This window comes from Thermomonas sp., from assembly GCF_041905325.1.
Lineage (GTDB): Bacteria > Pseudomonadota > Gammaproteobacteria > Xanthomonadales > Xanthomonadaceae > Thermomonas.
Genome location: NZ_JAYRLK010000002.1, coordinates 378,946 through 392,626, shown reverse-complemented (window position 1 = coordinate 392,626; position 13,681 = coordinate 378,946). Strand labels below are relative to the sequence as shown.

The following is a 13,681-nucleotide window of genomic DNA, read 5'->3' as shown; positions in this document are numbered from 1 at the left end:
GCGTTTTTGCGCCGGCCACGCCATGGCCACACGCCGGCCTCCACGCGATGGCCGCTTGCGCAAGCACACGGCGTCTAGTAAGAAGTCGCAAACCGGGGCTGGCGCTTTCGCCACGGATCAATACATGCCACGTCCGCCCGAGAGGTCACCCACTTGCAGCACGCCCGGCCGCGCGCCTCGCTGATCCAGCGCTTGTCCCTGAGCATCTGGGGGCTGTTCCTGCTGCTGCTGCTGCTGCTGACGACGCTGGGCTGGCTGGCCATGCGGGCCGCCGCCGACCGGGCCGTGCCGTGGCTGGCGCAACGCACGGTGGATCTGCACGCCCGTGCCGACGAGGGGTTGTTCCAGCACGCCGAGGCCAGCGTCCGCCGCCTGCAAGCGGAACTGTTGCGCCGGCTGGATGCCGCCGACCCGGACGCCACCCAGGCCCGCTTCAGCACCCTGTTCGCCCGCAGTCCCGACGGCCTGTGGCGGCTGCGCCCGGAACTGGTGGACGTGGCGAACGCCCCTACCCTGTACCTGCACCAGCCTCCGCGTGGCCTCACCCCATCGGCGAAAATCCGCGCCGTGGTCAGCCATGACCTGCTGCGCGAACAGGGCCCGGCACTGGTACCGCCGTTCTACTCGGCGTACATGGATTTCGTCGAAGACGGGCTGATGGTCTACGCCCGCGACAAGGATTGGGGCAGTGCCGCCGACGCGTCCTACACCAACACCGGCTACCCCACGATGCAGGGCTCCGAGCCGCGCCACAACCCGGCACGCAAGGTGTTCTGGACGCCGGTTTACCAGGACCGGCAAGCCAATGCGTGGATGGTGTCGGTGATCAAGCCGCTGGACTGGCACGGCCAGTGGGTGGGCACGGTGGGCCACGATGTCTCGGTGCAGACCCTGCTGGACACGATCGCCGCCAGCCATGACGACGAAGGCACCCGGCTGATCGTCGATGCCGACGGCAACCTGATCGCCCACCCGCACCTGCGCGAGCGCATTGCCGCCGCCGATGGCCATTTGCAGTTGGCCAACCTCAACGAACCGGCGTTGACCCAGGCCTTCGCCCTGCTCTCCGGCAGCCATGCCGACAGTGGCGTCGGCCGTACCGCCGATGGCCGCCAATGGGTGGCCTGGTCGAAGATGCGCGGCCCCGGTTGGTACCAGGTCTACCTGTTGCCGCAAGCGCGGGTGGACAACCTGCTGCTGTGGGGGTTGCTGGGATTCTTCGGTCTCGGCGTACTGGGCCTGCTGCCGGTGGTGTGGTTGCTGCGGCGGCGGGTACGACGGCTGTTTGCCGCACCGCTGCAACGGCTGACGCTGGCCGTGGATGCCCTGGGTCAGGGCCGCACCCCCGCCCCCATCGCCATGCAGGGCGACGACGAACTGGGCCGGCTGGCCGGTGCCTTCGATGCCATGGTGGAGGAACTGACCCAGCAGCACGCCCTGCAGGCTACCCATGCGCACCTGCTGCAGACCGAGGTGGACGAACGCCGCCAGTTCATGACCCGGCTGGAAGAAGAGCGCGCCCGCCTGCTGGCCCTGCTGGGGGCGATGAAGCGCGGCATCCTGTTCGCCGACGCGAACGGGCGCGTGACCTATTGCAACACGGCCTTCCTCGACCTGTGGAAGCTGCCGACGACGGTGAGCCTGGCGGGGCACTTCGCCTGCGACGTGTTCGACATGACGCGCAGCACCGTCGTGGACAAGGCTGGCTTCCAGAACCACGTGCGCAAGGCGCTGTCCAATCACGACGATTCCAGCCAGTTCGAAACCGCCCTGCAGGATGCGCGCATCCTGCTGCTGGGCTCGCATCCGGTACGCGACGCGCAGGGCAGGCACATCGGCTGGCTGTGGATCCACGAAGACGTCACCCATGAACGCCAGACCGCCGAACAGCTGATCCAGCTGGCGGAGCGCGACACCCTGACCGGCCTGCACAACCGGCGCAAGTTCGAGGACGTCCTGACCGAGTTCTTCCGTGGCACCGAACGCACGCCCAGCCAGGCCGCGCTGCTGTTCTTCGACCTCGACGAATTCAAGTACATCAACGACACCTTCGGCCACCGCGCCGGTGACACCGTGCTGGCCCGCATCGCCACCGAAGCCATGACCCTGGTGCGCGACGACGACCTGCTGTTCCGGCTGGGTGGCGACGAATTCGCGGTGCTCATGCCACATGCCAGCATCAGCGATGCCCAGCATCTGGCCGAGCGCATCGTGCGCAAGATCGCGCAGACCCCACTCGTGTTGCAGGACCGCACCCTGCAACTCACCACCAGCCTCGGCATCGCCCATTACCCGACATTGGCGGGCAACATGCCGGACCTGCTGGCGCACGCCGACACCGCCATGTACCAGGCCAAGCACCTCGGCAAGAACCGCTGGCGCGTGTATCACCCGGACCGCGATGCCGCGCAGGAAATGCTGGCCCACATGGGCTGGAACGACCGCATCGCGCGCGCGCTGGAGCATAACCTGCTGCGCCTGCACTTCCAGGGCATCTACCGCGCCCACAACGGCCACCTGGCGCACCTGGAGGCGCTGGTGCGGATGGTGGACGAAGCCAACCCGGACACCCTGATCCAACCGGCCCAGTTCATCGGCCATGCCGAAAAAAGCGGACGCATCCTCGACATCGACCGCTGGGTGATCCGTGAAAGCATCCAGTTGCTGGCATCGCACCCGCACCTGCCGGCACTGGCGATCAACGTCTCCGGGCGCTCGTTCGACGACCCGGAGCTGTCCGACTACATCAGTGCACAACTGCACGAGCATCACGTCTCGCCCAAGCGGCTGCTGGTGGAACTGACCGAAACCTCTGCCGTCACCGACCTGAGCGATGCCTCGCGCTTCATCGATGCCCTGCGCCGCACCGGCTGCACCATCTGCCTCGACGACTTCGGCACCGGTTTCTCCTCGTTCGCCTATCTCAAGTACATCAAGGCCGACGTGCTGAAGATCGACGGCATGTTCATCCGCGACCTGCCGCACATGCAGGACAACCAGGTGTTCGTGCGCGCCATCATCGACGTGGCACGCGGCATGGGCAAGCAAACCGTGGCCGAGTTCGTGGAAGACGGCAAGACCTTGCTGATGCTGCGCGAGTTGGGAGTGGACATGGTGCAGGGCTTCCACCTGGACCGCCCGCGCGCCAATCATCCGGCCTTCAACGCGCCACCGGCGATGCTGGAACCGGGCTGATGCCGATCAGTCGAGGTCGAACCCTTCGGCCATCACGTAGCGCCAGGCTGTCGCCGATGCCAATGCCGTCCCCGGCTCCTGCCAGCGCAACTGCATTCCCGGCTGGCCCGCCAACGCCAGCGCTCCCTGGCCGAACGACCAGCTGAAGGCCTCCGCCCGTGCGTCGGCGCACTCGCAAGCGGTCACCTTGCGCGCGGCGCGTGGCAGCAACCCTTCCCCGCCACGCTTGCCGCGCGCCTCCTTCAAGGTCCACAGCGCATGGAAGACGGCGGCCTGCCCGGCGGCATCCTGCGCACGCAAGCGCCGCACTTCGTCGGGCGAGAAGGCAAATGCCGCCAGCGCCCCCCAATCCCGCGTGCGCCGGGGCAACTCGATGTCCACCCCGACCGGCACCTCCGCCAGTGCCAGTGCCAGCCAGCCGTCGCTGTGGCTCAACGAAGCATGCAGCGACAGCAGCGCCCCGCCCGCGAACACCGCCGGACGCCCACCGGGATGGGCGTGGACTTCCAGACTGCCGGCATCCCGTCGCAACCACTGCGCCGCCAACTGGCGCAACTGCCAGTGCCCGGCCAGGAAGGCATCGCGACGCGCGGGTGCGGCCATCGCGTCCAGCCGCTCGCGCTCGCCGGCTGTCAGCCACGCCAGCCCCGCCGCACGTGCCTGCGCGGCCACCGCATCCACCGGCACCAACTGGAGCCAGGCGGTCGTCGTCATCCGCGCGTTGCCACCTTGGTCATTCCTCCACCAACGCCGGCAGCAATTTCTCCGGCTCGGCCTGCACGTCCAGCACCAGCTCGCCATCCACCGCGTCCAGCGCCACCCGGCCACCGGCCACCAGCTTGCCGAACAACAGCTCGTCGGCCAGCGGGCGCTTGATCTTGTCCTGGATCAGCCGCGCCATCGGGCGCGCGCCCATCAGCGGGTCGAAACCCTGCTGGCCCAGCCATTCGCGCGCGGCCGGGGTGGCGCTCAAGGTCACTTGCTTGTCGTGCAACTGCAATTCCAGCTCGATCAGGAACTTGTCCACCACCCGCAGGATGTGCTCGAAGCCCAGCGCCTGGAACTGCACCACCGCGTCCAGCCGGTTGCGGAACTCGGGGGTGAAGCCGCGGCGGATCGCCTCCATCGCGTCCGGGCTGTGGTCCTGCCTGGTAAAACCAATGCTGCGGCGTGCCGCCTGGGTAGCCCCGATATTGGTGGTCATCACCAGCACCACGTTGCGGAAATTGGCCTCGCGGCCATTGGTGTCGGTCAGGGTGCCGCGATCCATCACCTGCAACAGGATGTTGAAGATGTCCGGATGCGCTTTTTCGATTTCATCCAGCAGCAGCACGCAGTGCGGCGTCTTGACGATCTTCTCGGTCAGCAGCCCGCCCTGGTCGAAGCCGACGTAGCCGGGGGGCGCACCGATCAGCCGGCTCACCGAATGCGGCTCCATGTATTCGCTCATGTCGAAGCGGATCAGCTCGATGCCGAGCTGCATCGCCAACTGGCGGGTGACCTCGGTCTTGCCCACGCCGGTGGGGCCGGCGAACAGGAAGCTGCCGATGGGCTTGTCGGGCTCGCCCAGGCCGCTGCGTGCCAGCTTGATGGCCGAAGCCAGGGTGTCGATGGCCGGATCCTGGCCGAAGATCACCATCTTCAGGTTGCGGTCCAGGTGCCGCAGCACGTCCTTGTCGGATGCGCTGACCTGCTTGGTGGGGATGCGCGCCATCCTGGCGACGATGGTTTCGATTTCCTCGACGTCGATCAATTGCTTGCGGGTGTCCGCCGGCTGCAGGCGCTGGCGTGCGCCGGCCTCATCGATCACGTCGATCGCCTTGTCCGGCAGCAGGCGGTCGCCGATGTGCTTGACCGACAACACCACCGCCGCCTGGATGGCGTCATCGGCATAGGTCACGTCGTGGTGTGCCTCGTATTTCGGTCGCAGCCCCTTGAGGATCTCCACCGCCTCGCCCACCGTGGGCTCGACGATGTCGATCTTCTGGAAGCGCCGCGCCAGCGCGCGGTCCTTCTCGAACACGCCACGGTATTCCTGGTACGTGGTCGAACCGATGCAGCGCAACTCGCCGTTGGCCAGCACCGGCTTGATCAAATTGGAGGCATCCATGGTACCGCCACTGGCGGAACCGGCGCCGATGATGGTGTGGATTTCATCGATGAACAAGATCGCGTGCGGCTGCTTCTTCAGCGATGCCAGCACGCCCTTCAGGCGCTTCTCGAAGTCGCCGCGGTACTTGGTGCCGGCCACCAGCGCACCCAGGTCCAACGCGTAGATCACCGCCTCGGACAGCACCTCCGGCACCTCGCCATCGACGATCCGCTTGGCCAGCCCTTCCGCCAGCGCGGTCTTGCCCACGCCGGACTCGCCCACGTACAACGGATTGTTCTTGCGGCGGCGGCACAACACCTGGATGGTGCGCTCGATCTCGCTGGCGCGGCCCACCAGCGGGTCGATCTTGCCGGCCAGCGCGGCCTCGTTGAGGTTGGCGGCGAACTCGGTGAGCGGGTCGCCCCTGGATTCGCCCTCGCCGACCTCGCCCTTCGCCTCGCCTTCCTGCGCACCGGGCGCAGAGGCATCGTCGGCCTTGGCGATGCCATGGGAAATGTAGTTGACCACGTCCAGCCGGTGCACGTCCTGCTGGTTGAGGAAGTACACGGCGTGCGAGTCCTTCTCGCCGAAGATCGCCACCAGCACGTTGGCGCCGGTGACTTCCTTCTTGCCGGAGGACTGCACGTGGTAGACCGCGCGCTGCAGCACGCGCTGGAAACCCAGCGTGGGCTGGGTGTCACGGCCATCGTCCTCGGCCAGCCTGTTCACCGACACTTCGATGGCGTTTTCCAGCTCGTCGCGCAGGCGTGGCAGGTCGGCACCCACCGCACGCAGCACGCCTTCCGCGGACGGGTTGTCCAGCAGCGCCAGCAACAGGTGCTCCACCGTCATGAATTCGTAGCGCGCCTCGCGGGTGCGCTTGTAGCACTGGCCGATGGTTTGCTCGAGATCCTTGCTGAACATGGGCATTGCCCTCCCGGTACGCCTGCTTCCTATGTAAGGTGCAATCGCCCCGGGAACAAGCCCCGCCGGCGCCACCCGCATGGAACACTGCCTTCCAGCCCGTTATCGGCCGGAATCAGGCGCGCTCCATGGTGCACAGCAGCGGATGCTGGTTGAGGCGGGCATATTCATTCACCTGCGCCACCTTGGATTCGGCGATTTCGCGGGTAAACACCCCGCAGATCCCGCGCCCGCGCGTATGCACATGCAACATCACCTGGGTGGCCTGCTCCAGGCCCATCGCGAAAAACTGGATCAGCACGTCCACCACGAAATCCATCGGGGTGTAATCGTCATTCAGCAGCAACACGGTATACAGCGGCGGGCGCGCCAATGCCGGTTTGGCAGGTGCCACCGCCACGCCGTGGTCGTGCCCGTGCTGCGGCTTGTCGGGAAGGTTGGACATGGGCAAATTATACGGCGCAGGCCGCGACGCGGCCCTGCGCCTTCCCTTGGAGCTTCGATGTCCCCGTCTGTCCTGCCCACCGTTCCCCCACAGCGCGCCTCCTGCGGGCGCAGCCGATGACGACCGGCGCGCGCCGCACATGGCAACCGGATGTCACCGTGGCCACCATCGTGGCCCGCGATGGACGCTTGTTGTGCGTGGAGGAAATGGCCGACGGCCGGCCCGTGCTGAACCAGCCTGCCGGACATCTGGAGCCGAATGAAAGCCTGCTGGAAGCGGCCCTGCGCGAGACGTTCGAGGAAACCGGCTGGCACGTGCGCCTGACCCATTTCATCGGCGCCTACCAATGGCGGGTGCCCGGCAGCGACCGCCACTACCTGCGCATGGCCTTCGCCGCCGAGCCGCTGCAGGAAGTCGCGGGTGCACGGCTGGACGACGGCATCCTGCGGGCACTGTGGTTGACCCCGACGGAGCTGCAAGCCGAAGTCGCGCGCCACCGCAGCCCGCTGGTCTGGCAGGTGGTGGCCGACTGGCTGGGTGGCAGCCGCTATCCGCTGGCACTGGCGCGGCAACTGGCATGAAACCCGAGGCGGTGGTGGTGGGGGTATCCGGCGGCGTGGACTCGTCGGTCGCCGCCTTGCTGCTGCGTGACGCCGGCTGCGCCGTCACCGGGCTGTTCATGCAGAACTGGAACGACGACGGCAGTGGCGAGTGCCGGGCCGAGGACGACCGTCGCGATGCGGTGGCGGTCTGCGGGGCGCTGGGCATCCCGATCCGCTTCCGTGATTTCTCGAAGGAATACTGGAACGGCGTGTTCGCGCATTTCCTTGCCGAGTACGCCGCCGGCCGCACGCCCAATCCGGACGTGCTGTGCAACCGCGAGATCAAGTTCAAGCACTTTCTGGATGCCGCCCGCGAACTGGGGGCCGATGCCATCGCCACCGGTCACTACGCGCGGGTGGACCACGACGGGCGCAGCTTCCGCCTGCTGCGTGCGATCGACCGCGGCAAGGACCAGAGCTACTTCCTGCACCAGTTGGGGCAGGCGCAACTGGCGTTCACCCGCTTTCCGCTGGGCGCGCTGCACAAGCACGAGATTCGCCGGATCGCGGCCGAGCACGGCCTGCGCACCGCGGAAAAGAAGGATTCCACCGGTATCTGCTTCATCGGCGAGCGCGATTTCCGCAGCTTCCTGGCGCACTACCTGCCGGCGCGCGAGGGCGAGATGCACACGCCCGACGGCACCCGCATCGGCCGTCATCCGGGCGTGTTCTATTTCACCCTCGGCCAGCGCGAAGGCTTGCACATCGGCGGCGTGCGCGGCCGCCCGCAGGCACCGTGGTTCGTCGTGGCCAAGGACGTGGCACGCAACATCCTGTACGTCGACCAGGGCCACGACAGCCCGTGGCTGCAATCGACCTCCTTGCGCAGCGAAACCACCCACTGGATCGCCGGCACGCCGCCGGCCGTGCGCTTTGCCTGCACCGCGCAAACCCGCTACCGCCAATCCGACGAGGCCTGCGAAGTCCGCGTGCACGACGATGGCACGCTGGACGTGGCGTTCACCCGCCCGCAGCGTGCGGTCACGCCCGGACAATCGCTGGTGCTTTACGATGGCGAAGTCTGCCTGGGTGGCGCGGTGATCGCCGCCACCGATGCCCCCGTTCCCGGAAACCCTGCATGAGCAACCCCTTCGACGACCGCGTGCTGGCCCTGGCCGGGCTGCTGCAAGCACTGGCGCAAGTGCGACGCATCGCCGATACCGGGCAGTCCGACACCGCCGTGGTGCAAGCCTCGCTGGACAGCGTCTTCCGCATCGATGCCATCGACACCGTCGCCGTGTACGGGCAGGTCGACCTGCTGCGCCCCGGGCTGCGGCAATTGCGCGACTACCTCGCCAACGGCAACAAGGACGAAACACTGGGAAAGCTGGCGCTGGCGGTGCTGCAACTGGAGCGCCGCTTCCAGCGCGACACCGTGGTTGCCGGCAAGCTGCAAGCCGGCCTGCTGCGCCTTGCCCCGCAGGCGCAGGCGCAGGGCAGCACGCACCCGGATGTCATCACCGAGCTGGCAAAAATCTACGCCGACACCCTCGGCACCCTGCGCCCGCGCGTCATGGTGCAAGGCAACCCGCACTACCTCGGGCAAGCCGGCGTGGTCGCCGAAATCCGCGCGTTGTTGCTGGCCGCCCTGCGTTCGGCCGTGTTGTGGCGGCAACTGGGTGGCAGCCTGTGGGATCTCGTGTTCCAGAGGCGGTCGATGGCGGCTGCCACCGACGCCCGCCTGCGCTGAATCACTCAATCGTTGTAGGTGTATTCGCCGACCTTGCAGACATTGACGCCTTCGCGGATGACCGCATCGCCATCGCTGAACACTGCCTTGAAATCGTACACGCAGGCACCGCTGCCGTCGTCGATGTCGATCCTCACCGAGCGCCCCGGGCGCAGGGTGCTTTCCCCGAGGATGTCTTCCTCCCACGACCCGCTGGACACCCGCGACGCATAGAAGCGCACCATGGTGTAGCTGGTGTTGTTGACGATGCGCACGCGACGGTCGGCGGCATCCGCTTGCCCGGACAGCGCCAGGCCAATGACGACGGCCACGCTTGCGGCCAGGATCGAAGAACGGAGGAAGGTCATGACGACAGGCTCCACGGGAGGAATGCGATGGGAAGGCGGCACCGGCGCGATATCGTTCCGGTGCCGCCATTCTAATGAACCGACGAAGCATGGGCCATCCCGCATCCACGGGAATGCCGGCGGCAACAAAAACGCCCGGCCATGCCGGGCGCTCCTGTTGTTGCGGGTGGTGTCGCTTACGCCGCCACCGTCTCCGCCACGTCCTTGTACTCCTCGATCTGGTCGAAGTTCATGTAGCGGTAGATCGCATCGCCGTTGGCGTTGATCACGCCGATGTCGGCCATGTACTCGGCCTTGGTGGGAATCCGGCCCAGGCGCGCGCAGATCGCCGCCAACTCGGCTGAACCCAAGTACACATTGGTGTTGCGGCCCAGGCGGTTGGGGAAGTTGCGGGTGCTGGTGGACATCGCGGTGCTGCCCTCGCGGATCTGCGCCTGGTTGCCCATGCACAGCGAACAGCCCGGCATTTCGGTGCGCGCACCGGCGTTGCCGAACGTGCCGTAGTGGCCTTCCTTGGTCAGCTCGCTGGCGTCCATCTTGGTTGGCGGTGCGATCCACAGGCGGGTGGGCAGGTCGCGCTTGCCTTCCAGCAGCTTGGCGGCGGCGCGGAAGTGGCCGATGTTGGTCATGCACGAACCGATGAACACCTCGTCGATCTGTGCGCCGGCGACGTCGGACAGGGTCTTCACGTCGTCCGGGTCGTTCGGGCAGGCCACGATCGGCTCGTGCACGTCGGCCAGGTCGATGTCGATGATGGCGGCATATTCGGCATCGGCATCCGGCTCCAGCAGTTGCGGGTTGGCCAGCCACGCCTCCATCTTCTCGATCCGGCGCGCCAGCGACCGCGCATCCTGGTAGCCCTGCGCGATCATGTTCTTCAGCAGCACGATGTTGCTGTTGAGGTATTCGATGATCGGCTCCTTGTGCAGGCGCACGCTGCAGCCGGCGGCGGAACGCTCGGCGGAGGCATCGGACAGCTCGAACGCCTGTTCCACCTTGAGGTTCGGCAGGCCTTCGATTTCCAGGATGCGCCCGGAGAAGATGTTCTTCTTGCCGGCCTTGGCCACGGTCAGCAGGCCCTGCTTGATCGCGTACAGCGGGATGGCATTCACCAGGTCACGCAAGGTGACGCCCGGCTGCAACTCGCCCTTGAAGCGCACCAGCACCGACTCCGGCATGTCCAGCGGCATCACCCCGGTAGCGGCGGCGAACGCCACCAGCCCGGAGCCGGCCGGGAACGAAATTCCGATCGGGAAACGGGTGTGGCTGTCGCCGCCGGTGCCCACGGTGTCGGGCAGCAGCATGCGGTTGAGCCAGCTGTGGATCACGCCGTCGCCCGGGCGCAGGCTGATGCCGCCACGGGTGGAGATGAACTCCGGCAGGGTGTGGTGGGTCTTCACGTCCACCGGCTTCGGATAGGCGGCGGTGTGGCAGAACGACTGCATCACCAGGTCGGCGGAAAAGCCCAGGCAGGCCAGGTCCTTCAACTCGTCGCGGGTCATCGGGCCGGTGGTGTCCTGGCTGCCCACCGAGGTCATCTTCGGCTCGCAATAGGTGCCGGGGCGCATGCCCTTGCCTTCGGCCAGGCCACAGGCGCGGCCCACCATCTTCTGCGCCAGGGTGAAGCCCTTGCCGGTATCCGGCGGGTTGACCGGCAGGCGGAACAGGTCGGTGGCCGGCAGGCCCAGCGCCTCGCGCGCCTTGGCGGTCAGGCCGCGGCCGATGATCAGCGGGATGCGGCCACCGGCGCGCACTTCGTCCAGCAGCACTTCCGACTTCAGCTCGAAGGTGGCGATCACTTCGCCGCCCTTGAGCGCCTTGCCTTCGTACGGACGCAGCTCGATCACGTCGCCGTGCTGCATCTGGCTGACGTCCAGCTCGATCGGCAGCGCGCCCGCGTCTTCCATCGTGTTGTAGAAGATCGGCGCGATCTTGCCGCCCAGGCAGACGCCGCCGTCGCGCTTGTTGGGAATGTAGGGGATGTCGTTGCCGGTCCACCACAGCACGCTGTTGGTGGCGGACTTGCGGCTGGAGCCGGTGCCCACCACGTCGCCGACGTAGGCCACGGTGTGGCCCTTGTCCTTGAGCTTGAGGATCTCGCCGATCGGGCCGCGCTTGCCGTCTTCCTCGGGCTGGAACGGCGCATCCGGGCGCGCGTTCTTCAGCATCGCCAACGCGTGCATGGGGATGTCCGGGCGGGTGGTGGCGTCCGGCGCCGGCGACAGGTCGTCGGTATTGGTTTCGCCGGGCACCTTGAACACGGTGATGGTCAGGCTTTCCGGCACTTCCGGCTTGCCGGTGAACCACTCTGCCTCGGCCCAGCTCTTGAGCACTGCCTGCGCATGGACATTGCCGGCCTTGGCCTTCTGCTCGACATCGTGGAACGCATCGAACACCAGCAGGGTGTGCTTCAGCGCGTCAGCTGCCACCGTGCCCAGCTCGGCATGGTCCAGCAACTGCACCAGCGGTGCCACGTTGTAGCCGCCCAGCATGGTGCCCATCAGTTCGGTGGCGCGGGCCGGGGAGATCAGCGCGTTCTGCTCGCTGCCAAAGGCGATCGCGGCCAGGTAGCTGGCCTTGACCTTGGCGGCGTCGTCCACCCCGGCCGGTACGCGCTGGCTCAGCAGTTCCAGCAGGAACGCGCCCTCGCCCGCCGGCGGATTTTTCAGCAGCTCGATGACGTCCGCGGTTTGCTGCGCGGTCAGCGGCAGCGCGGGGATGCCGAGCGCGGCGCGTTCGGCTTGGTGGTTGCGGTAGGCGTCCAACATGGGGGGAGTTCCTTGTCTTGGTGCGGGTCTCAATCCTTGGGAACGATCAGCTTCAGACCCTTGAAGTAATCGCGGTAGAACGGGGCTTCGAACGTCACCAGCGCGTCGCATTGCAGCAGGGCGTGGGCACCGGTGAGGAAATCGGCGATCGGGCGGGCCTGGCCTTCGCGCTGGCGCTGGCGGCGTTGCATTTCACCGGCACGCAGGGCGGATTTGGCTTCCACTGCGCTGTACAGCACACCCATGTCTTCCAGCGCGGCCAGCACTTCGGCGCCGTCCCGCAGTGCCGCACAGGCACGGGCCAGGGCGGCATCGCAGACCACCACCCGGCCAGAGCCCAGAGTGTGCCGCAAGGTGGCCTCCACCGCATCGGCATGCGGGCCGTCGGCCAGCAACTCGACCAGCACGGCGGCATCGACGGCGATCATTCGCCTTGACCCTGGCCCGGCGCGGGGGCATCCAGCGCGAACTTGCCGCGCACGCGGGAAATGGCGTCATCCACATGCTTGCTCAGCACGATGCGGCTGCCATCCAGCTCCACTTTCAGCACGCTGCCCTTGGTCAAGCCCAGCGCATCACGCACCGGCTTGGGAAGGGTGATCTGGCCGCGCTCGGCAACGGTGGCTTCCACGGGCAACCCTGATTCACGAGGTAGGCCGTGATTATACATACTTTTCGAAGCATACCGCACGGCAGTGCGCCGGCCCGGGCTCAGCCCATGTTGGTGCGCGCGCCACCGGCATGCTTGGACAGGTACAGCGCCCGGTCGGCACGCTGGAACAATTGCAACGGCGCTTCGTCCTGCACGTCCTGCTGCACCAGCCCGCCGCTGAAGGTGACGTAATTGGGCCCCACCTCGCCGCTGTACCACGTGCGGTTGCGGGCGAATGCCGAATGCAGGCGCTGGCTGAGCTGCCAGCCGCCGTCCTTGTCGGTATCGGTGAGCACCACCGCAAAGGTGTCGCCCCACAGCCGCGCCGGCAGGTCCGAGGTACGGCAGACCGAGCGCAGCAGTTTGGCCACTTCCACCAGCACGTTGTCGCCCATCGCGTGCGACCAGCTCTCGTTGATCTGCTTGAGGTGGTCGATATCCAGCAGGATCAGGCTCAAGGCCTGCCCATGGCGCTTGCTGCGGGCGAAATTCTGGGCGAAGTATTCGTTGAAGGCGCGCCCGTTGGGCAGGCCGGTCAGCGGGTCTTCGTGGGCAAGGCGTTCGAATTCACGGGATTGCTCGTCCAGCCGCGCCAGCAGCTCGCCGCGCTCGCGCATGGCGGTCAGCAGTTGTTCGCCTTGCCGTTGGTGCTCGTGGCCCAGCGTCTGCATCTGCCCGCGCAGGCGCTCGGCATCGCGGCGGTCGCCCAGGCCCAGCACCCGCCCCAGCACGCCGCCCAGCACCAGGGCCAGCAACAACGCGCCCCAGAACCAGGCCGGACGCGGGCTGCCACCGGCCGCCGGTACGGCCGCCGCTGCCAGCGCAGGCAGCAACGCAAGCGCCAGCCAGGCCCAACGAGCCAGCCGCAGTGTCAGGAAGTGCCTTGGCGTTGGATTCATCCGCATTCAATCCGACTTAACATCGAAACCGCAAGATGGCAGGCATCCCACCAAACCGCCACCCCTT

At 67.0% G+C, this 13,681-nt stretch carries 12 protein-coding genes; 4 read left to right on the top strand and 8 right to left on the bottom strand.

From position 1 onward, the window contains the following. The first annotated feature begins 192 nt into the window (after positions 1 to 192). Complete coding sequence (locus tag ACE3OK_RS04010; RefSeq protein ID WP_374248252.1) at positions 193 to 3,195, top strand: EAL domain-containing protein; 3,003 nt, start codon at positions 193 to 195, stop codon at positions 3,193 to 3,195. A gap of 6 nt (positions 3,196 to 3,201) precedes the next feature. On the opposite strand, the gene ACE3OK_RS04005 is transcribed toward ACE3OK_RS04010, so the two are convergent. The 3 genes from ACE3OK_RS04005 to clpS form a co-directional block, all read right to left on the bottom strand. Beyond that, the gene (locus ACE3OK_RS04005) at positions 3,202 to 3,909 is read right to left on the bottom strand and encodes a 4'-phosphopantetheinyl transferase superfamily protein (RefSeq protein WP_374248251.1); all 708 of its coding nucleotides are present in this window, start codon (positions 3,907 to 3,909) and stop codon (positions 3,202 to 3,204) included. A 19-nt stretch (positions 3,910 to 3,928) separates the two neighbouring features. Beyond that, positions 3,929 to 6,211 (bottom strand): ATP-dependent Clp protease ATP-binding subunit ClpA, encoded by a 2,283-nt coding sequence (gene clpA / locus ACE3OK_RS04000; RefSeq protein ID WP_374248250.1) that lies wholly within the window; start codon positions 6,209 to 6,211, stop codon positions 3,929 to 3,931. A 115-nt stretch (positions 6,212 to 6,326) separates the two neighbouring features. Then, positions 6,327 to 6,656, bottom strand: coding sequence for an ATP-dependent Clp protease adapter ClpS (clpS, locus tag ACE3OK_RS03995; RefSeq protein WP_374248249.1), 330 nt, complete (start codon positions 6,654 to 6,656; stop codon positions 6,327 to 6,329). A 116-nt stretch (positions 6,657 to 6,772) separates the two neighbouring features. On the opposite strand from clpS, the gene ACE3OK_RS03990 reads away from it, so the two are divergent. From ACE3OK_RS03990 to hflD, 3 genes are read left to right on the top strand one after another with little or no spacing between them, the layout of a single operon-like run. Next, positions 6,773 to 7,237: an NUDIX hydrolase gene (locus ACE3OK_RS03990; RefSeq protein ID WP_374248248.1), complete on the top strand. Its 465-nt coding sequence runs from the start codon at positions 6,773 to 6,775 to the stop codon at positions 7,235 to 7,237. Continuing rightward, positions 7,234 to 8,340: a tRNA 2-thiouridine(34) synthase MnmA gene (gene mnmA, locus ACE3OK_RS03985; RefSeq protein ID WP_374248247.1), complete on the top strand. Its 1,107-nt coding sequence runs from the start codon at positions 7,234 to 7,236 to the stop codon at positions 8,338 to 8,340. Before ACE3OK_RS03990 ends, mnmA begins: the two co-directional genes overlap by 4 nt. Then, positions 8,337 to 8,948, top strand: coding sequence for a high frequency lysogenization protein HflD (gene hflD, locus ACE3OK_RS03980; RefSeq protein ID WP_374248246.1), 612 nt, complete (start codon positions 8,337 to 8,339; stop codon positions 8,946 to 8,948). Before mnmA ends, hflD begins: the two co-directional genes overlap by 4 nt. Before the next feature lie 5 nt (positions 8,949 to 8,953). Here the strand turns inward: hflD and ACE3OK_RS03975 are convergent, their stop codons facing one another. The 5 genes from ACE3OK_RS03975 to ACE3OK_RS03955 all read right to left on the bottom strand — a co-directional run bounded on the left by ACE3OK_RS03975 (position 8,954) and on the right by ACE3OK_RS03955 (position 13,614). Next, complete coding sequence (locus ACE3OK_RS03975; RefSeq protein ID WP_374248245.1) at positions 8,954 to 9,295, bottom strand: hypothetical protein; 342 nt, start codon at positions 9,293 to 9,295, stop codon at positions 8,954 to 8,956. Between the two features lie 176 nt (positions 9,296 to 9,471). Continuing rightward, the gene (gene acnB, locus ACE3OK_RS03970; protein ID WP_374248244.1) at positions 9,472 to 12,063 is read right to left on the bottom strand and encodes a bifunctional aconitate hydratase 2/2-methylisocitrate dehydratase; all 2,592 of its coding nucleotides are present in this window, start codon (positions 12,061 to 12,063) and stop codon (positions 9,472 to 9,474) included. A 29-nt stretch (positions 12,064 to 12,092) separates the two neighbouring features. Then, positions 12,093 to 12,491: a type II toxin-antitoxin system VapC family toxin gene (locus ACE3OK_RS03965; RefSeq protein ID WP_374248243.1), complete on the bottom strand. Its 399-nt coding sequence runs from the start codon at positions 12,489 to 12,491 to the stop codon at positions 12,093 to 12,095. Next, entirely contained in the window at positions 12,488 to 12,694 is a 207-nt protein-coding gene (locus ACE3OK_RS03960) for an AbrB/MazE/SpoVT family DNA-binding domain-containing protein (protein ID WP_374248242.1), read from the bottom strand. Before ACE3OK_RS03960 ends, ACE3OK_RS03965 begins: the two co-directional genes overlap by 4 nt. Positions 12,695 to 12,774: 80 nt before the next feature. Next, on the bottom strand, positions 12,775 to 13,614 hold the full coding sequence (locus ACE3OK_RS03955) for a GGDEF domain-containing protein (RefSeq protein ID WP_374248241.1): 840 nt from the start codon (positions 13,612 to 13,614) through the stop codon (positions 12,775 to 12,777). Positions 13,615 to 13,681: the final 67 nt, after the last annotated feature.

Bases quoted from the DNA above. Each gene is read 5' to 3' on its own strand.
- hflD (WP_374248246.1), top strand. From the start codon at position 8,337: ATGAGCAACCCCTTCGACGACCGCGTGCTGGCCCTGGCCGGGCTGCTG.
- ACE3OK_RS03965 (WP_374248243.1), bottom strand. From the start codon at position 12,491: ATGATCGCCGTCGATGCCGCCGTGCTGGTCGAGTTGCTGGCCGACGGC.
- ACE3OK_RS04005 (WP_374248251.1), bottom strand. From the start codon at position 3,909: ATGACGACGACCGCCTGGCTCCAGTTGGTGCCGGTGGATGCGGTGGCC.
- ACE3OK_RS03975 (WP_374248245.1), bottom strand. From the start codon at position 9,295: ATGACCTTCCTCCGTTCTTCGATCCTGGCCGCAAGCGTGGCCGTCGTC.
- ACE3OK_RS03990 (WP_374248248.1), top strand. From the start codon at position 6,773: ATGACGACCGGCGCGCGCCGCACATGGCAACCGGATGTCACCGTGGCC.
- mnmA (WP_374248247.1), top strand. From the start codon at position 7,234: ATGAAACCCGAGGCGGTGGTGGTGGGGGTATCCGGCGGCGTGGACTCG.
- clpA (WP_374248250.1), bottom strand. From the start codon at position 6,211: ATGTTCAGCAAGGATCTCGAGCAAACCATCGGCCAGTGCTACAAGCGC.
- ACE3OK_RS03955 (WP_374248241.1), bottom strand. From the start codon at position 13,614: ATGAATCCAACGCCAAGGCACTTCCTGACACTGCGGCTGGCTCGTTGG.
- acnB (WP_374248244.1), bottom strand. From the start codon at position 12,063: ATGTTGGACGCCTACCGCAACCACCAAGCCGAACGCGCCGCGCTCGGC.
- clpS (WP_374248249.1), bottom strand. From the start codon at position 6,656: ATGTCCAACCTTCCCGACAAGCCGCAGCACGGGCACGACCACGGCGTG.